General features: G+C 58.7%; 11 protein-coding genes and 1 tRNA gene. 5 read left to right on the top strand and 7 right to left on the bottom strand.

From position 1 onward, the window contains the following. Position 1: 1 nt before the first annotated feature. A complete protein-coding gene (uvrB, locus tag JK176_RS01685; RefSeq protein ID WP_283091952.1) occupies positions 2–2,215 on the bottom strand; it encodes an excinuclease ABC subunit UvrB in 2,214 nt (737 codons plus the stop codon). A 169-nt stretch (positions 2,216–2,384) separates the two neighbouring features. Between uvrB and JK176_RS01680 the strand changes: the two genes are divergently transcribed. Then, complete coding sequence (locus tag JK176_RS01680; RefSeq protein ID WP_211586074.1) at positions 2,385–2,798, top strand: hypothetical protein; 414 nt, start codon at positions 2,385–2,387, stop codon at positions 2,796–2,798. A 564-nt stretch (positions 2,799–3,362) separates the two neighbouring features. Beyond that, complete coding sequence (locus JK176_RS01675; protein WP_228125371.1) at positions 3,363–5,582, top strand: TonB-dependent receptor domain-containing protein; 2,220 nt, start codon at positions 3,363–3,365, stop codon at positions 5,580–5,582. A 71-nt stretch (positions 5,583–5,653) separates the two neighbouring features. On the opposite strand, the gene JK176_RS01670 is transcribed toward JK176_RS01675, so the two are convergent. Continuing rightward, positions 5,654–7,015 (bottom strand): AarF/ABC1/UbiB kinase family protein, encoded by a 1,362-nt coding sequence (locus JK176_RS01670; protein ID WP_211586073.1) that lies wholly within the window; start codon positions 7,013–7,015, stop codon positions 5,654–5,656. 8 nt (positions 7,016–7,023) lie between these two features. Then, positions 7,024–8,832: a M3 family oligoendopeptidase gene (locus JK176_RS01665; protein ID WP_211586156.1), complete on the bottom strand. Its 1,809-nt coding sequence runs from the start codon at positions 8,830–8,832 to the stop codon at positions 7,024–7,026. A 123-nt stretch (positions 8,833–8,955) separates the two neighbouring features. Between JK176_RS01665 and JK176_RS01660 the strand changes: the two genes are divergently transcribed. Next, positions 8,956–10,095 (top strand): acyltransferase, encoded by a 1,140-nt coding sequence (locus JK176_RS01660; RefSeq protein WP_211586072.1) that lies wholly within the window; start codon positions 8,956–8,958, stop codon positions 10,093–10,095. Positions 10,096–10,174: 79 nt separating this feature from the next. Here JK176_RS01660 and JK176_RS01655 read toward each other — a convergent pair whose 3' ends face one another. The 4 genes from JK176_RS01655 to JK176_RS01640 all read right to left on the bottom strand — a co-directional run bounded on the left by JK176_RS01655 (position 10,175) and on the right by JK176_RS01640 (position 17,656). Next, positions 10,175–10,540 (bottom strand): hypothetical protein, encoded by a 366-nt coding sequence (locus JK176_RS01655; protein ID WP_211586071.1) that lies wholly within the window; start codon positions 10,538–10,540, stop codon positions 10,175–10,177. Positions 10,541–10,557: 17 nt separating this feature from the next. Beyond that, on the bottom strand, positions 10,558–15,078 hold the full coding sequence (gltB, locus tag JK176_RS01650; RefSeq protein WP_211586070.1) for a glutamate synthase large subunit: 4,521 nt from the start codon (positions 15,076–15,078) through the stop codon (positions 10,558–10,560). Beyond that, the gene (locus tag JK176_RS01645) at positions 15,075–16,514 is read right to left on the bottom strand and encodes an NAD(P)-dependent oxidoreductase (protein ID WP_211586069.1); all 1,440 of its coding nucleotides are present in this window, start codon (positions 16,512–16,514) and stop codon (positions 15,075–15,077) included. Before JK176_RS01645 ends, gltB begins: the two co-directional genes overlap by 4 nt. A 155-nt stretch (positions 16,515–16,669) precedes the next feature. Beyond that, the gene (locus tag JK176_RS01640; protein WP_249194092.1) at positions 16,670–17,656 is read right to left on the bottom strand and encodes a complex I NDUFA9 subunit family protein; all 987 of its coding nucleotides are present in this window, start codon (positions 17,654–17,656) and stop codon (positions 16,670–16,672) included. Between the two features lie 109 nt (positions 17,657–17,765). Between JK176_RS01640 and JK176_RS01635 the strand changes: the two genes are divergently transcribed. After that, positions 17,766–17,852, top strand: a tRNA-Leu gene (locus JK176_RS01635). 62 nt (positions 17,853–17,914) lie between these two features. Beyond that, positions 17,915–18,559, top strand: coding sequence for a ribonuclease D (locus JK176_RS01630; RefSeq protein ID WP_194261545.1), 645 nt, complete (start codon positions 17,915–17,917; stop codon positions 18,557–18,559). The last annotated feature ends 18 nt before the right edge of the window (positions 18,560–18,577 follow it).

Below are 18,577 nucleotides of genomic sequence, written 5' to 3'. Positions count from 1 at the left end.
CTCAGCGGCCTCCCCGACCGCGTTTTTTCTTGGCCGGATCATAGCCGCCCCCGCCCGGTCCCAGAGGAACAGGCGTCTTCGGAGCCTTTCGCGCTCCCGGGCGTCCAGCGGTCGAGTTGGCAATCGGCGGCGGTTCCAGCCCCATATCAATCGCCTCAAGCCGCTTGACCTCATCACGCAGTCGGGCGGCCTGTTCGAAGTCCAGATTGGCCGCGGCCTCCCGCATCCGCTTTTCCAGATCCTGAATCGTGGCAGGCAACGACTTGCCGACGAACTGTTCCGTATCCCCCGCCCCATCGGGCGCGACCGTCACATAATCCTGCTCGAACACCGACGACAGCGCATCGCCGATCTTCGACCGCACCGTCATCGGCGTAATCCCGTGCGCCTCGTTCCATTCCGTCTGCTTGGCCCGACGCCGCGCCGTCTCTTCGATCGCGTATTTCAGACTGTCCGTCATCTTGTCCGCATACAGCAGCACACGCCCATCGACGTTACGCGCCGCACGCCCGATCGTCTGGATCAGCGACGTCTTGGACCGAAGGAATCCTTCCTTATCGGCGTCTAGAATGGCCACGACCGAACATTCCGGAATATCCAGCCCCTCACGCAGCAGGTTGATCCCCACCAGCACATCGAAAGCCCCGAGACGCAGGTCGCGAATGATCTCGATCCGCTCCAGCGTATCCACATCCGAGTGCAGATACCGGACCTTGACGCCCGCTTCCCCGAGATAATCGGTCAGATCCTCGGCCATCCGCTTGGTCAACGTCGTCACGAGCACACGCCCGCCCTTGCTGATCGCATCCCGACATTCATGCAGCAGATCATCGACCTGCCCTTCGACAGGTCGCACATCCGTCACCGGATCGATCAGCCCCGTCGGACGAATGATCTGCTCGGCAAACACGCCGCCCGTCTGCTCCATTTCCCACGGCCCCGGCGTCGCGGAGACGAAAATCGACTGCGGTCGGAATGCGTTCCACTCCCCAAACGCCAGTGGGCGGTTGTCGATACAGGACGGCAGACGGAACCCGTAATCTGACAGCACGCTTTTCCGCGCCCTGTCCCCACGCTCCATCCCGCCGATCTGCGGCACCGTGACATGACTTTCATCCACGATCAGCAGCGCATCTTCTGGCAGATATTCGAACAATGTCGGCGGCGGATCACCCGGACCACGCCCGGACAGATAGCGTGAGTAGTTCTCGATCCCCTTACACGCACCCGTCGTCTCGATCATTTCCAGATCGAACGTGGTGCGCTGCGACAGACGCTCCGCCTCCAGCAGCTTTCCGTCCTCGGTGAACTGCTGGAGCCGCCCGCGAAGTTCGTTCTTGATCCCGATCATCGCCTGATTGAGCGTGGGACGTGGCGTTACGTAATGCGAGTTCGCATAGACGCTGATTTCCGCCAGATCCGCCGTCTTGTTTCCCGTCAGCGGATCGAACTCCACGATCTGATCGATCTCATCGCCAAACAGCGACACGCGCCACGCCCGGTCCTCGTTCTGCACCGGGAAAATATCGATCTGCTCGCCCCGTACCCGAAACGTCCCACGCTCGAACGCCGCATCATTGCGCCGGTACTGCAATTCCACCAGCGCTTTGATCAGCCGTTCGCGATCGATGGAGCCACCGACCTCAAGTCGCACGACCATCTTCGAATATGTCTCGACCGACCCGATACCGTAGATACAGGACACAGACGCCACGATGATGACGTCATTGCGCTCCAGCAGCGCCTGCGTGGCCGCATGGCGCATCCGGTCGATCTGCTCATTAATCTGGCTGTCTTTTTCAATATACGTATCCGACCGCGGCACGTAGGCCTCCGGCTGATAGTAATCGTAGTACGACACAAAATATTCGACCGCATTATCCGGAAAGAACTGCTTCATCTCCCCATAAAGCTGCGCCGCGAGCGTCTTATTCGGAGCCAGAATGAGCGTCGGCTTCTGCGTCGCCTCAATGACTTTCGCCATGCTGAACGTCTTGCCCGAGCCCGTGACACCCAGCAGGACCTGATCCCGCTCGCCGTCTTCGACGCCCTTCACAAGCTCCGAAATCGCCGTCGGCTGATCGCCCGCCGGATTGTAATCCGACTTGACGACGAGCCTGCGCGTTTTGGGTTTGACGGGCTGTCTCTCAGGAAGAAACTGCGTTAGGGGCATGGATGCGGCATTGCGAATGGAAGAGGTCGGTTTTTTGGCCATCATCGCAAGATGGGAAACCGCGCGACACAGGGCAAGAGGCATCTGCACAGAGGCCTCTCCGGACAACATTTCGCCCGCATATCTTTATGACATTTTATTGCTGAAAGGGATGGAGAGACTCGCCGTCCGGCGTTATCAACGACCATGTCTCTTTGAAGGAAAAACCGTCATGGACGTCCAAACGATCGAACAGACCTACATCCAGCTCCAGCAGCAGGCCCAGCAGACCGCGCAGGCACTCCAAGCTCTCGGGTCCAAGATGCAGACTGCTGTCCAGAGCGGTGATATGCAGGCCCGGGAATGGTCTCTCGACCTGCGCGAACTCGCCCTCGCTTTTCAGGCCGAACAGCAGCAGGTCACGAATCTTCTGCAGCAGCTTCACGCAGCCCTGTCCAACGCCCAGCCCGATGACGGCACATCAACAACCTATCAAGCCCCGACGCAGCAGATCCCCGTCCAACCGGTTCAGACCCTTCCCGACAATAATTTCATTTCCGATATCCTCAATTCCGGTTTTGCCCGCTCGGTCGAAGCCGGCGCAGGGTTCAGCATTGGCAACGACCTTATCAAGGAAATCTTCTGATTTTCCGTACATTCTGACACGTTCTATTGCGCAAAGTCATGATCAGGCCCGACTTGCCAACGGGCCAGCCTCTAGCAATCTCTAAAACGAAAAGCTTTTTACCGACCGCTCCAACATATAATGAATAAAAAATATCCAATAAGATAATAATATAAATTTTCAGTTGCATTATTTGATAATTATATTCCGAATTGTTTTTTATTTATAAAATTCTCTCCGAAATCTTCGGCGCAACAATTCGTTTCATATGTGATGTATTTGCCAGCCCCACTGGAATTATGACTTATTGTTTAATAAACATATTGCAGTGTTTCAATTCGATGACATAGCGTGAATTCCAGAATTTTCATGAACAGGAACTGGAACCCGCTCGTGCAGTCAGCCTTGGGACGATATCTTTTATCCGGTGTCGCATTGATCGGCCTTCTGGTCAGCCCGACCCGGGCCGCCAGCACTACGCACAAAACACGTCCGCATCATGCAAACCACGTCAGGACCACGACGCCTACACACCGCGCACTCCCGACGCATAAACATGCAACAGTGGCATCCGGCACTGAAGACATGACGGTTCATGCGCAGCGCAGAGGCTCGCATAGTGCGGTGGAAGTCGTCACACGTGAGACAATGGATCATTTCGTCGCCGGCACCAGCCCGATGCAGATCCTTGCTCTGACGACACCTGGCGCAAACTTTGCCTCCGATGATGCTTTCGGCCTCGATACAGTCGCTAACACCCTCTATGTCCGCGGCTTTAATCAGACCCAACTCGGTGTCTCGCTCGACGGGATCCCGATGGGTGGACAGGGCTTCCACAACTGGAACGGCCTCGGTGTCGACCAGATGGAAATTCAGGAAAACATCACCAGCCTGACCATGTCTCAGGGCGCAGGCGCACTGGACACGCCATCAGCCCAGACGCTTGGAGGCGCCATTACTTTTACTTCTGCAGACCCTTCCGACAAGGCAGGCGGTCAGATCAGCCAGCTTTTCGGCAGCTATAACGGCTTCAGAACTTTCGGCCGTGTGGATAGTGGCAAGCTGAATTCCAGCGGCACCAAATTTTACGCTGCCTATGCCCGGACCGATCAGGATCTCTGGAAAGGCTATGGCGATCAGCAGGAACAGCAGGCCAATTTCAAACTGGTCCAGCCCGTTGGCGATCGTGGTAAAATCACGGCAGTTTTCGACTATTCAAACTTTGAACAGTACAACTATCTCAGCCTGACCAAGAACATGTGGCAGAAGATGGGGCGCAATACGACCTATCTGAAACCCAATTATGCTCTTGCCAAAGAATACGCCTATTATGCCCAGAATGGCGGCGTCCCGGCTGGTCTTGAAGGGGTTCTGTCCAACGATGAAATTGGCGATTACGCTTACGACGGCACCCAGACCCAGCGGAACTATCTCTCCGCCATCACGGGTGAGTTCCAGCTGTTCCCCAACGTCACATCCAAGACAATCGCTTACGCCCACGTCTCGAACGGCGATTACAGCGCTACGAACCCGTTCCTGACCTCCCCGACCTCACAGGTTCCCATGGCGATGGAAACCGGCCATCCCGACGTTCGACGTCTCGGTTTTGTCCAGAATTTTGATATCCATGCCGGTCATAACAACGATATCAAAACCGGCATCTGGTACGAAAACGACCGCTTTAACTACCCGATGATGATGTATGAAGACGGCGTCGATACACCGCATTCCTCCATCTCCAACTTCAAGAACGGAACAACCTGGTGGGCAGACTCCTTTAACACCAATACATTTCAGTTCTATTTGCAGGATACATACCACATCATCCCGGGCATGACCGTTGAGGCAGGCTTCCGCTCCCTGCTGCAAACGACGCATGGCGGAACCAGCGTCGACAACACAAGCACGCTGTCCTCATGGGGCGTCTATTACAGCCATCCTGCTTCCGGTAATCTGACGGCAGCGAATGCGTTCCTTCCGCATTTCAACTTCGACTATCATTTCCTGAATCAGCACGAAGTCTATTTCGATATTGCTGAAAACATGCGCGCTTATGATTACTCCGCCCAGAGTTCCAGCGGATCGCCCTGGTCCGGTCTTGGAAGCGCGGCCAACCCGGCACAGACCGTCTTTGACGAGAACAAGAAATCCCTGCGTCCGGAGCGGACCTGGAACTATGTGGTCGGCTACCGTTTCAACTCCCACTTCTTCTCCGGAAGTGCCGATTTCTACCACACCGATTATTATAACCGCCTTGCCGCCATCACCAGCGGATCAACCGGCAACACCTACAGCGCATTCATGAATGTGGGTCGTGAAACCATGAACGGCGCAGACGTCGCAGGAACGTTCCGCCCGCTGCCCGGTCTGGCCATCACCAACAGCTTCAGCTGGAATGATGCCACCTACGAAGACACGCATCTGCCGTATAATGGCGGTTACGTCAGCATCAAGGGCAAGCAGCAGGTCTACTACCCGAAGTTCATGTATAAGGCTGACGTGAGCTACACATGGCATCGCGCAACCTTCAACTTCAACACGACGTACACCAGCGCACGTCAGATGACCTACACCAACGACGAGCAAATCCCCGCTTACTGGACGTCAAACCTCAATGTTGCCTACGATTTCGGCAAGGTCGGCTTTGCCCAGAACCTGAAGACGTCCTTTGGCATCACCAATCTCTACAATCAGAACTATATCGGCGGCGTGTACGGCGCAGCCTCGGTTGCTGGCGATGACAACGCAAACCTGTTTGTCGCAGCGCCGCGCGAATTCTTCGGAACGATTGCAGCCCAGTTCTGAACCGTTATCAGCACTCCAGAAACAGAAAAGGCGCTTCCTGCAAAGGAAGCGCCCTTTTTTAACTGAACCCTTTAAAGTGAAGACAGTGCCGGGGGCACCTTCGCTTTTTCCAAAGCTTCTTTCTGACGCGCGGCCAGAACATTCACATCGAAGCCCTCGATCAGTTCCTCAAACATATTGTGCCAGTTCAACCGTGCCTCCAGACGCAGGAACGCGCTGCCCAGCCCGATCGCGGACCGGTCCATCAGTACGAACTCACGCGGCAGCTTCACACCGCCCGTGCGCTTGAGACCGTCATAGACTTTCTCAAGAACCTGACGCGCTTCCGCCGGATCGTTGCTCTCCTGCATGGAGCAAACACGGTCTGTCATGAGTGGACGGTAGAAGAACCGTGCCCATTCATTCAGAATACCCGCCGTTTCACGCGAGATTCCGACGAAGCCCCACTTGCTGTAGGCATGGAACGCCAGCTCTTCGTTGTTCTCACGCAGCGCCGTGAACAGGTCGATGATCCCTTCCACAAAGCGCGGCGAGAAAATCCGAACAGCCCCGAAATCCAACAGGTTCAGGCCGTAGTCATCCCGTACGGTGAAATTGCCCATATGCGGGTCACCGTGAATGACACCATAGCGATACACCGGCGTATACCAGGCCTTGAACAGCGCCGTCGCCATCGCATTGCGATCCTCAAGCGGCAGGTTTTCACCCAGAACGGCCCGCATACTGCGCCCGCTTACCCAGTCCATCGTCAGCAGCCGTCCGGTGGACAGTTCCTCCACCGGAGCCGGAACCGTGACTTCGGGCGTTTCCGAGAGCATGTCCCGATACAGCCGCAGATGGCTTGCTTCCCGCCGGTAATCCAGTTCCTCGCGCAATCTGTCCGCGAGTTCGGTGTAAACCTCGTCCTGACGGATCGTCGTCTCGAACTGCTTGTAAATGCCCAGTGCAGCCCGGAACTGCCGCAGATCCGAATCCACGGCCGCCTGCATGTCCGGATACTGCAACTTGCACGCCACTTCGCGCCCATCGACCAGACGCGCCCGGTGCACCTGCCCGAGCGACGCCGCTGCCACGGCTTCGTGGCTGAAGGAGCGGAAATGCTTTTCCCAACCCGCCCCAAGCTCTGCCTGCATGCGACGGCGCACGAAGCTCCAGCCCATCGGCGGCGCGTTGGACTGCAAATGCGCCAGTTCTTCCGCATATTCGTCCGGAAGCGCGCCGGGAATGGTGGAAAGAAGCTGGGCCGCCTTCATCAGCGGCCCCTTGAGGTTCCCCAACGCAGACTTCAGGCCCTCTGCATGAACGCCCTTGTCCGTCTTGAAGCCCAGACGGTTCCCCGCCATCCGCGCTGCAATACCGCCGACCGCGCCGGAAGTCCGCGCCATGCGACGCAGTTCCCCCATAAGGCCGGTGTTGTCGAGATCCCTCGCCATGATGCTCCTCAGTCCTCCTGCTCGAGCTGATCGATCAGCCCCGAGATCACATCCAGTCCTTTACGCCAGAAACCCGGATCTGTCGCATCAAGTCCGAACGGCGCGAGCAGGTCCTTGTGCCGCAGCGTTCCGCCGGCTTCGAGCATGGTGCGATATTTCGCAGCAAAACCCTCGGATTTTTCCTGATAAACGCCATAGAGCGCATTCACCAGGCAGTCACCGAAAGCATACGCATAAACATAGAACGGGGAATGCACGAAATGCGGAATGTAAGACCAGTACAGGTCATAATCTGGTGTGAAGTGGAACACGGGCCCCAGACTCCGAACCTGAACCTCCCGCCAGATTTCTCCCAGACGCTCCGACGAAAGCTCACCCTTCGCCCGCTCGTCATGGACCTTCACTTCGAACTGATAGAACGCGATCTGCCGGACAACCGTGTTCAGCATGTCCTCGACCTTCGCCGCCAGCATATGACGACGGCGCTTCGGATCACTCTCCGCATCCAGCAGGGACTGGAACGTCAGCATCTCGCCAAATACCGATGCCGTCTCGGCCAGCGTCAGAGGCGTATCGGCATTCAGATAGCCTTGTTTTTTCCCGGCCAGCGTCTGATGCACGCCATGCCCTAGTTCATGCGCCAGCGTCATGACGTCCCGCGGCTGCCCGCGATAATTCATCAGAATATACGGATGCACGGACGGGACGCAGGAATGGGAGAACGCCCCCGAAGACTTCCCCGGCACTGGTGCAGCATCAATCCACGGATTGGTCAGGAAGTTCTGGACGATCTCACCCAGAGCCGGATCGAACCCGGCATAGGCCGTCCGCACGATCTCTTTGCCCTGCTCCCAGTCGATCGGACGCGCCTCCACACCTGGCAGCGGGGCATTGCGGTCCCAGTGCTCCAGCTTTTCCAGCCCGAGCCACTTCGCCTTGAGCGCATAATACCGGTGCGCCAGACGCGGATAAGCCTCGTCCACCGCGCCCACCAGCGCATCGACAACCTCGTCCTCGACCATATTTGCCAGATTGCGCGAACTCGTCGGGCGCGGATAGCCGCGCAGTTTGTCCCCGATCGCCTTGTCCTTGGCGAGCGTGTTGGTAATCATCGTCAGCAGACGCGAATTCTCGCCCAGAACCGCACTGATCTGCTGCGCCGCAGCCTCGCGCTTCGCACGATCCGCATTCGTCAGCAGATTGAACGCCTCGCCCAGCGGCTTGTCCTCACCGTCGATCGTGACGCTCAGCGTCGCCATCGTTTCGTCGAACAGCCGGTTCCAGGCATTCCGTCCCGTCACCGACTTGTCCATCAGCACCTGCTCAACCTCATCGGAGAGCTGATAGGGCCGGTACATCCGCAGATCCCGCAGATACGCATCCCATTTACGCATTTCCGACGCTTCACAGATCCGCGCCAGATCCTCGTCCGCGATCCGATTCAGTTCCAGCGTGAAGAACATCAGATCGGAGGCCACCTCCGTCATCCGCTCCTGCACACCCTGCGCAAACCGCCCCCAGACCGGATCAGTCGTATGCGCCGCAAAGCCGAGGCTGGAGAAAGACCCGATCTTCCCGAGGCCTTCTTCAATCGCTTCATAGTCGGCAAAAGCCGCCGCGAGTCCGGTACCATTCAGGCTGCCCAGACGCCCTTTATACGTCTCGCAGAAACGGCGCGCCTCCTCCGCCCAGCGATCGAAATCCGTCGCCAGAACCGGATCTTCCGGCGAAGCATAGAGATCGGACAGGTCCCAGCGGGGCGGCATCTGCTCCCCGGAGGACGAATTGGGCGTGCCGTCAGCGGCAGAAAAGAGCATGGTCATACCCTGACCTTAGAGCCACAATCCGCGCCGTCAAACGGGATGTTGATGACAAATCTGTAGTATAAAATCGCCTCTCGGAGCCTAATGGAGCCACACTCCGGGATCTTCCGCCATTTCATGAAAAAATACCCCCCCCAGGCATCAATCACTCTGACATCCTTTGAAAATCTGCCGCAGCGAATCGCAGGCCCTGATCTGCTGCGTTCGGTCGCCATCCTCGATGTCCTGATCTGCCATGACGGAAGCCTGTTTCTGGACTGGTGGCACCGCGTGCTTCCGTTCCATCTGGTGATCCTCGGCTTTTACGGCGTGATGCTGTTCTTCGTCCTCAGCGGCTTTCTGATCGGCACGATCATGCTCGATCTGCTTGAACGCGGAACCTCCCTCAAAGGCTGGGGAATTTTTCTCGTCCGCCGATGGATGCGCACCCTCCCGGCCTATTATGTCTGGCTGTTCGCACTGCTGATCCCGCTCGCCCGTTTCGGCCCCTACGGCGTGACATGGGACGAAGCCCGACGCGTCCTGCCCTGGTTCCTGACCCTGACGCAAAATCTCGGCTGGCCCATGGTTTCGAACTGGTATGGCGTTACATGGTCGCTTTGCGTGGAGGAATGGTTCTACATCACCTTCCCCACTTTGCTACTCATGCTTCTTGCCTGCCGGATCAGACCCGCTTGGGCGTTCGGACTCACACTTGCGGCTTTCTTCATCGTTCCGGTCTGTTGGCGCCTGTCGCTGCCCACAGACCTCAACTGGGAGGAAGCCATCAGTAAAATCGTGCCCTGCCGTCTTGACTCCATCGCATGGGGCGTCGCCGCCGCGTGCCTGAACCGATATTCGAAAAGCATCCCCCGCCTGTACAAACCCCTGGGCATTCTTGGCACAGGGATCGTCCTCACGACATGGCTGGGGGATCTTTTGCCCATCCCGCTCTGGCCGCCACGCTTTAGCGCCATCATTTCATTTGATACTGTAGGCTTCGGTTATGCGCTCTGCATGCCTGCAATGATGCGCCTGCGAACCCTGCCGCCTGTGATCGGCCCGGCAGTCCGCAGCCTCAGCACCCATAGTTACGGGCTTTATCTGTGCCATCTCCCGCTGGTGATGATGGCCGGAGACCTTCACATCCGCTACGGCCTCAGCCGCCGAAACGCCGTACTTCTCACGATCCTCACCACGATCGCCGGCGCAATCCTCTCATGGCGCCTCGTGGAGCGCCCCTGCCTGAAACTCCGTCCCGGTCAACCTCTTCCATAACCAGCGCAAAGCAATAGCCAAATCGGAAAATCCTGAATTCAGACGTTGTCAAACCAACATGAACAGCTGGGTCACTAGCCTATATTTTCCTATATTCATGAATATAATTGTAAATTTTGTCTTTTGTGATTCCAAAATCGCAGGTTTCATAGTCGATATATTTTTTGTATGTCGAATAAATCCCGATAGCCATCTCTCCATGAAAAATACAACTCTTTATGATTTTACAATCATCATCAGAGAATATATTCGTATATTCTTTTTTATCCCACCTTATAAGAGAATATACCTTGTTTGCCATTGATAATATTTCATCAGCCTGAAACATTCCCAATATTCCAATTTCAATACAATCAGAAAATTCAAAAACTGTTGCGATGAGATAGCTCCTCAGCGAAGCCATCTCATCATAAGTCAATGTCAGATCACCGACAGTCTCGACCATCTTCCTTCCGCCCTTCTTCAAGCCGAAAGCTGCGACAGATCTTCCTGCACGTAGCCAATGATCCGCGCATAATCGCGCGGCACGACATGCCAAAAGCGCTCCAGCGTCCGCTCCCAGCAGTGCAGCAGATCTTCGGCATAGGTACTGCCGGTCTCCGCCACATGCCGCTCCACCAACGCCCGAAGCTCCTGATCCCAGCGGCTGCCAGCCTGCACACGGCTCCAGATCACCGTATCGGGATTGATCTGCGCCTCGAACCGTCCCTTCACGTCCAGCACATAAGCCATGCCACCCGTGAAACCGGCGCCGAAATTGTCGCCTGTCTCTCCAAGGATCACGACCGTGCCGCCGGTCATGTATTCGCAGGCATTCGAGCCGCAGCCCTCGACCACCGCCGTCGCACCGGAATTCCGCACCGCAAAGCGCTCACCCGCCTGACCGGCTGCAAACAGCGTGCCTGCCGTGGCGCCGTACAGAACGGTATTGCCGATGATCGCGCTCTGTTCGGAGGCCCACTGCGCGGCCGGTGACTTGCGGACAACGATCGTCGCGCCTGACAGGCCCTTGCCGACATAGTCGTTAGCATCGCCCTCGACCTCGATCTTGAGCCCCTGCACACCGAACGCGCCCAGAGACTGCCCGGCAGACCCGCGCAACGACAGCGTGAGCTGGCCTTCCGGAAGCTCCTTCATGCCGAACTTGCGCGTAATCAGCCCCGAAACCCGCGTGCCGATCGCACGATGGGTATTCTGCACCGTGTAATGCAGGTGCAGCTTCTCCCGACGTTCGAACAGCGCCGTCGCATCAGGGATGATCTGCCCGTCCAGCGTCTCCGGTACTTCGTTACGCCCTTCACGGGTGCAGTAACGCGCATGCTCTCCCGGATCGGCCTGAACCAGCAGGGAGTTCAGATCCAGATCGTCCAGATAATCCGCACCACGCGACACCTGACGCAGCATATCCGTCCGCCCGATCACCTCTTCAAGCGACCGCACACCCAGCTCTGCGAGAATATGCCGGATGTCTTCCGCAATCAGCGTGAACAGGTTGATGACCTTCTCCGGCGATCCCCCGAACTTCTCCCGCAGTTTCTCGTCCTGCACACACACGCCCACCGGGCAGGTATTGGAGTGGCACTGACGCACCATGATGCAACCCATCGCCACCAGTGCCGCCGTGCCGATACCGAATTCTTCGGCACCCAGCATCGCCGCCATGACAACGTCGCGGCCCGTCTTGATGCCGCCATCCGTCCGCAGCACCAGACGATGCCGCAGCCGGTTCAGCATCAGCACCTGATGTGCCTCCGACAGCCCCATCTCCCACGGCAGACCCGCATAATGGATCGAAGACTGCGGGCTTGCCCCCGTGCCGCCCGAATGGCCGGAAATCAGAATCGCATCTGCCTTGGCCTTCGCCACACCGGCCGCAATCGTGCCAATGCCCGTCCGCGCCACCAGCTTGACCGTCACGGTCGCCGTCGGGTTGATCTGCTTGAGATCGTAAATGAGCTGCGCCAGATCCTCGATCGAATAGATGTCGTGATGCGGCGGCGGCGAAATCAGTGTGACGCCCGGCGTCGCATGACGCAGCCGCCCGATCAGCTCCGTGACCTTAAAGCCCGGAAGCTGTCCACCCTCGCCAGGCTTCGCACCCTGCGCCATCTTGATTTCGATTTCGCGGCAATCGTTCAGATACTGCGCGGTCACGCCAAAACGTCCGGACGCCACCTGCTTGATCGCCGAAGACGCATTGTCCCCGTTCGGACGCGGCTTGGACCGCTCGGCATCCTCGCCACCTTCACCGGAATCGGATTTCGCGCCGATCCGGTTCATGGCAATCGCCAGCGTCTCATGCGCCTCGGGGCTCAGAGCCCCCAGAGAAATCCCCGGCGCTACCAGACGACGGCGGATCTGCGTGATGCTCTCCACCTCATCCACCGGAACCGGCGCATGAAGCGGCTTGAAATCCAGCAGATCGCGCAGCGCCACCGGCGGCATCTGGCGCACCGCATCCGCATAGCGCCGGTACAGCGTGAAGCTGTTCGCCGTCACCGCACTCTGAAGCATGTGCACAAGCTGGCCGGAGAAGGCATGCGTCTCACCCTGACGGCGCAGTTTGTAGCGTCCGCCGACCGGAAGTGCTTCGACCTTCCGGTTCCATGCGGCCGCATGTGCGCCCAGGATGTTGCGCGCGATTCCCGGCAGACCAATCCCCGAAATCCGCGACGGCATACCGGGGAAGAACTCCGCCACCAGCGCGCGGGACAGCCCGATCGCCTCGAAATTATACCCGCCACGATAGGCCGAAATGATCGAAATGCCCGACTTGGACATGATCTTCAGAAGACCCTTGTCCACGGCCTTGCGATAGCGCTCCATTGCCTCACGCAGCGACATCTTGCCGAACAGACCACGCCGCAGCCGGTCCGCCACACAATGCTGCGCCAGAGCCGGGTTCACCGTCGTCGCACCCACCCCAATCGTAACGGCAATCGCGTGCACGTCGATCGCGCCGGACGTCCGCACGTTCAGCGACGTGAACGTCCGCAGCGAATTGCGCACCAGATGGATATGCACGGCCGCGGTGGCGAGGATCATCGGGATCGCAACCCGCACCGCATCCGTATTGTCGTCCGTCAGGAACAGATGCGTGCATCCACCGCGAACATGATCTTCCGCCTGCACGCGGATGGAGGCAATCGCCGCCCGCAGACCTTCCTCGCCCTCTTCAGCCGGGAAGGTGCAGTCGATCACGCCCGCATTCTCGCCGCACACCTTCCGCAACTCGTCGAACTCACCGATCGTCAGGACCGGGCTCGGCAGCTGCAACAGGTCGCACTGCTCCGGCGCCTGATCGAGAATATTCCCCAGATTGCCCAGCCGCGTGATCAGACTCATCACCCGCGTCTCACGCAGGGAATCGATCGGCGGATTCGTGACCTGACTGAACCCCTGACGGAAATAATGCGCCAGCCCACGATAGATCTGCGACAGCACCTGAAGCGGCGTATCATCGCCCATGGAGCCCAGAGCCTCAGCCGCCGTCTCGACCATCGGGTGCAGGATCGTCTCCAGCTCCTCATGCGTCAGACTGACCGCCATCTGATGCCGCCGCAGCACATCCGGGTCCAGCGCCTCGGGTTCCACAACATCGCGCACGATCGGCTCGATATCGCGGATGCGCTTCACCCAGCCCTGGAAATCCTGACGCGAGGCCAGCATTTCTAGCAGTTCTTCGGACTGGTAAAGCCGCCCTTCCTTCAGATCGAGCGCCAGCGTCTGCCCTGGGCCAAGCCGCCCGCGGCTTTTAACGCGTGCATCCGGTACCCGGACCATCCCGGTCTCGGAGCCCACAATGAGGAGCCCGTCCTGCGTGATGCTGTAGCGCAGCGGCCGTAGCCCGGCGCGATCCAGACCCGCCACAACCCAGCGCCCATCCGTCGCGCACAAAGCTGCCGGACCATCCCACGGCTCGATCACCGCATTGCAGTACCGGAACAGCGCACGCGCCGCGTCGGACATTGCCGAGTTCGCACCGCCAGAGGCCGGTACCAGCATCGTCTTCGCCATCGGCGCATCGCGCCCGGCGAAGGTCAGCAGTTCAAACACATTGTCCAGAACCGCCGTATCGGAACCCGCAGCCTGCACCACAGGCTTCAGATCTGCCATGTACGGGTCCAGATCCGGATGGGCGAGCCGCGTTTCGTGCGAACGCATCCAGTTCGTGTTGCCCGAAATCGTATTGATCTCGCCGTTATGCGCCACCTTGCGGAACGGCTGGGCGAGCTTCCAGGTCGGGAACGTGTTGGTCGAATAGCGCTGATGGTAGATCGCAAACCGCGAGACGAACCGTTCATCAAGCAGATCCGGATAGAAATCCGTCAGGTTTTCAGCAAGGAACATGCCCTTGTAGATCACCGAGCGGCAGGACATCGAACACACATACAGATCAACCTGCTGCGCCGTCGCCTGCTTCTCGATCCGCCGACGCAGCACATAAAGGTCGCGCTCGAACTCGTCCTCGGACCGGCCAAGCCGGTTGCGGATCATGATCTGCTCGATTTCCGGCCGAGTCTGGTTGGCCTTCTCGCCAATGCACGCCGTATCGATCGGCACCTGACGCCAGCCATAGATCCCGTAACCGAAGTTCAGGATCTCCGTCTCAATGATCTGACGGCCCCGCTCCTGCGAGCCTAAATCGGTCTTGGGCAGGAACACCATGCCTACTGCGATGCGACCGTCAATCGTATCGTCGCTGGAACTGTTATGGATCGCCTCGGCAAAGAAATCCTGAGGGATCTCAACATGGATGCCCGCGCCATCGCCGGTCTTGCCATCGGCATCGACCGCACCGCGATGCCAGATATTGCCCAACGCCTCGATGCTCGCCAGCACCACGCTGCGCGACGGCTTGCCATCCAGCGACGCGACCAGACCCACACCGCAGGAATCGCGCTCCTGCGACGGGTCATACAGACCCTTCAGACGTTCAACGTTCTCGGCATGCTCGCGGATGAAATCGTTATTCTGTGTCATTCCGCGGCCTCCAGAGAACCGGTTACTGTTTCAGTCAGATGATGATGGATCGCATCGGCCGCATCCCGGCCGTCCTTGATCGCCCAAACAACAAGGCTCGCCCCGCGCACAATGTCGCCACCAGCGAACACGCCCGGAAGGCTCGTCTCAAAACCGCCCGGCGGCACCGTCAGCGTGCCCCAGCGCGTCACGGCCAGATCGGGGGCCGCGAATTGTTCCGGCAGATCTTCGGGATCAAAGCCAAGAGCCTTGATGACCAGATCGCCCTCGATCACGTCATGCTGTCCCGTGCCCTCGATGGAGCGGCGCCCCGACGCATCCGGAGACCCCAGACGCATCTTCATCACGCGCACGCCCGATACACTGCCATCGCCCAGAAACGCTTCCGGCGAGCCCAGCCACTCGAACTGCGCGCCTTCTTCCTCGGCATTGTGAACTTCCTGCCGCGACCCCGGCATGTTCGCCCGGTCCCGACGGTAAACGCAGGTCACACGCTCGGCACCCTGACGGATCGACGTGCGCACGCAGTCCATGGCCGTGTCACCACCGCCAATGACCACGACCCGACGACCCTTCGCATGAAGCGCAGCATCTTCGCCTGGATCTTCATCGTAACCGCGGCGGTTAGACGCCGTCAGGAAGTCGATCGCATCGACAACACCCTCAAGCCCGGCCCCCGGCACCTTCACATCGCGCGAGCGGTACACGCCCGTCGCAAGGAACACCGCATCATGCCGCGCCCGCAGATCCTCAAGGGACGTCTCGCCACTCCCCGAACCCACAGGCGTGGAGAGATGGAACACGATCCCCTGCTCCTCCAGCAGCGCATGACGGCGTGCCACCACATGCTTTTCCAGCTTGAAGCTCGGAATGCCGTAAGTCAGCAACCCGCCCACACGGTCCTGACGCTCATAGACATGAACCTCATAACCCTGTGCCCGCAGTCGCTCCGCACAGGCCAGACCCGCCGGGCCGGAGCCCACGATCCCGACGCTGCGCCCAAGCTCCCGCTCCGGCAGAGACGGCTTGACCCAGCCCTGCTCGAACGCATTTTCGGTAATGAAGCGCTCGACAGCGCCGATCGTGACGCTTTCGAAGCCCTTGTTGATGACGCAGTTGCCTTCGCACAGCCGGTCCTGCGGACAGATGCGCCCGCAGATCTCCGGAAACGTATTCGTCGCGGACGACATCTCATACGCTTCCTCAAGCCGGTCTTCCGCTGTCAACTTCAGCCAGTCGGGAATGTTGTTCCCCAGCGGACAATGCACGGAGCAAAACGGAATCCCGCACTGCGAACACCGCGACGCCTGTTCTTCCGCCCGGCTGCGCGCGAACCCACGGTAAATCTCCCCGAAATCCTGACGGCGTTCGGCCGCGTCGCGCTTCTCCGGAAGCACCTGGGGGTGGGTGACGAACTGCAACATCCGTTCGGCCATGCGTCGTGTCTCCTGCAAACATGCGAGTAAGAATGCAGCTATTCCGTCACTTTATTCAATAACAGTCAGCAATGCTGACCTTTCGTGCGAAATGACCCATCTTCTTATCGTATGAGCCATTTTTCACACAGATTTTTAGGTCCGAAACGGACTAATCACTTTCGGAAGCGCCGCCAGCTCTCACAAACACTTCCCCTCAGATAGTCTGGAACGATACTCCGCATCGCCGCAGGCCTGATCCCAAGCGCTTGAAGATCGACCGCTCCGTGCTGCACCACATTGTCCACGCCCATCATCGCCACCTGATCGCGCGTCAGCAGATGTCCCGGCAGTGACTCAAGAATATCGGCCTCCAGTTTCGCCGCCCATCCCGGCACAGACACCAGAATCCGATGACGCCCCGATGCCTCCAGAACGAACGTCATCAAGTCCTTCATACTCAGAACATCCGGCCCACCTGCTTCGACAGTCAGACCTTCGTGCCCCGGTTCAGTCAGTGTGACGATCGCCCGCGCCACGTCGCCTACATAGACCGGCTGAAAAAGCGTCTTGGGCGCAAACACCGGCAGAACCGGCGAGAGCTTCGCAATCAGCGCGAACATGTTGAAGAAACTATCCTGCGGCCCGAAAATCACCGAAGGCCGCAACAGCACCGCTTCGGGAAAGACCTCCCGTACCATCCTTTCGGCCAGTCCCTTGCTGCGCCCGTAATTCCCCGGCGACGTCAGCGACGCGCCGATGGCAGACATATGCAGGTATTGCCCCACGCCCTCACGCCGCGCCACGAGCGCCGCCAGCCGCGCACCTTCGACATTGACCCGATGCATCGCCTGCACGTCCGGCGACATGATGGACACCAGATTGACCCCCACATCCGCCCCGGCAAACACATGCTCCAGCGCAGCAGCGTCATTCACGGATGCCTTGATGAACTCCACACGCCCGTCACCCGGGAACCGTGCCAATCCCTGATCATCTTCGGGGTTTCGGCTCCCCACCCGCACGACGTGCCCCAAGGCCACGAGCCGTCCGACAAGTTCGCGCCCGACAAAACCTCCTCCGCCCAGAACCGCCACAACCCTTGGACTGCGGCCTGCTCCCTCTCCGCTCGACATCCCGACCACGGAAAAATTTCTACGCATTTGCATTTTTCTTTCAGTTGGCTGTTGACGCCCCATACGTGGAGGGGTAAACGCCTCTTCACCGAGCCGGGATGCTTCAGGAAACTGAAAAAACTCCGGTGCTTTCTGAGCCCAGATGGCGGAATTGGTAGACGCGCAGGTTTCAGGTACCTGTGTCCGAAAGGACGTGGAAGTTCGAGTCTTCTTCTGGGCACCACAGACGATCAGGCGATCAATCGCCTCGATCCTCTGGTGATCAAAAAAATTTGGTGACGACAAATGAGTTCGCAAGACGCCATCCATCTTCATGACGGCGATCTGCCGGATGACTTTGATCTTGGCCCTGTCGTTGCCATCGATACCGAGACCATGGGTCTCAATCCCCATCGTGACCGCCTCTGCCTCATCCAGCTCTCAGCCGGCGATGGCGAAGCCCATCTTGTGCAGATCAAACCGGTCTCCATGGGTGGCCGGGGCTATGACTGCCCAAACCTTAAAGCGCTCCTGACAGACGATTCCGTCACCAAGCTGATGCATTACGCACGCTTTGACGTCGCAGTCCTGCAGAACGCCTTCAATATTACGATCCCGTCTGTCATCTGCACCAAAATCGCCGCCCGGCTGGTCTATACCTTCACGGACCGTCATGGCTTGGCCTATCTGTGCCGGGACCTCCTTGGCGTCGAAATCTCCAAACACCAGCAGAGCTCTGACTGGGGTGCCGAGACCCTCACCCCCGATCAGCTTCGCTATGCCGCATCGGACGTGCTGCATCTTCACGCATTGTGGGATAAGCTCGAAGCCATGCTGATCCGTGAAAACCGACGCGACCTCGCGCAATCCTGCTACGATTTCCTCCCGGCCCGCTGCCGCCTCGACCTGCTGGGCTACGACGAGTCCGACATTTTCTCGCACCGCGCCTGAATTCCGGCCCGACTGATC

The sequence above is a fragment of the Gluconobacter sp. Dm-73 genome (assembly GCF_018256215.1).
Lineage (GTDB): Bacteria > Pseudomonadota > Alphaproteobacteria > Acetobacterales > Acetobacteraceae > Gluconobacter > Gluconobacter cadivus.
The sequence above is the reverse complement of the archived record's forward strand: the minus strand, read 5'-3'. Positions and strand labels throughout refer to the sequence as shown.

Coding starts and splice junctions, on each gene's coding strand:
- uvrB (WP_283091952.1), bottom strand. CDS start 2,215: ATGGCCAAAAAACCGACCTCTTCCATTCGCAATGCCGCATCCATGCCC.
- JK176_RS01680 (WP_211586074.1), top strand. CDS start 2,385: ATGGACGTCCAAACGATCGAACAGACCTACATCCAGCTCCAGCAGCAG.
- JK176_RS01675 (WP_228125371.1), top strand. CDS start 3,363: ATGACGGTTCATGCGCAGCGCAGAGGCTCGCATAGTGCGGTGGAAGTC.
- JK176_RS01670 (WP_211586073.1), bottom strand. CDS start 7,015: ATGGCGAGGGATCTCGACAACACCGGCCTTATGGGGGAACTGCGTCGC.
- JK176_RS01665 (WP_211586156.1), bottom strand. CDS start 8,832: ATGCTCTTTTCTGCCGCTGACGGCACGCCCAATTCGTCCTCCGGGGAG.
- JK176_RS01660 (WP_211586072.1), top strand. CDS start 8,956: ATGAAAAAATACCCCCCCCAGGCATCAATCACTCTGACATCCTTTGAA.
- JK176_RS01655 (WP_211586071.1), bottom strand. CDS start 10,540: ATGGTCGAGACTGTCGGTGATCTGACATTGACTTATGATGAGATGGCT.
- gltB (WP_211586070.1), bottom strand. CDS start 15,078: ATGACACAGAATAACGATTTCATCCGCGAGCATGCCGAGAACGTTGAA.
- JK176_RS01645 (WP_211586069.1), bottom strand. CDS start 16,514: ATGGCCGAACGGATGTTGCAGTTCGTCACCCACCCCCAGGTGCTTCCG.
- JK176_RS01640 (WP_249194092.1), bottom strand. CDS start 17,656: ATGCGTAGAAATTTTTCCGTGGTCGGGATGTCGAGCGGAGAGGGAGCA.
- JK176_RS01630 (WP_194261545.1), top strand. CDS start 17,915: ATGAGTTCGCAAGACGCCATCCATCTTCATGACGGCGATCTGCCGGAT.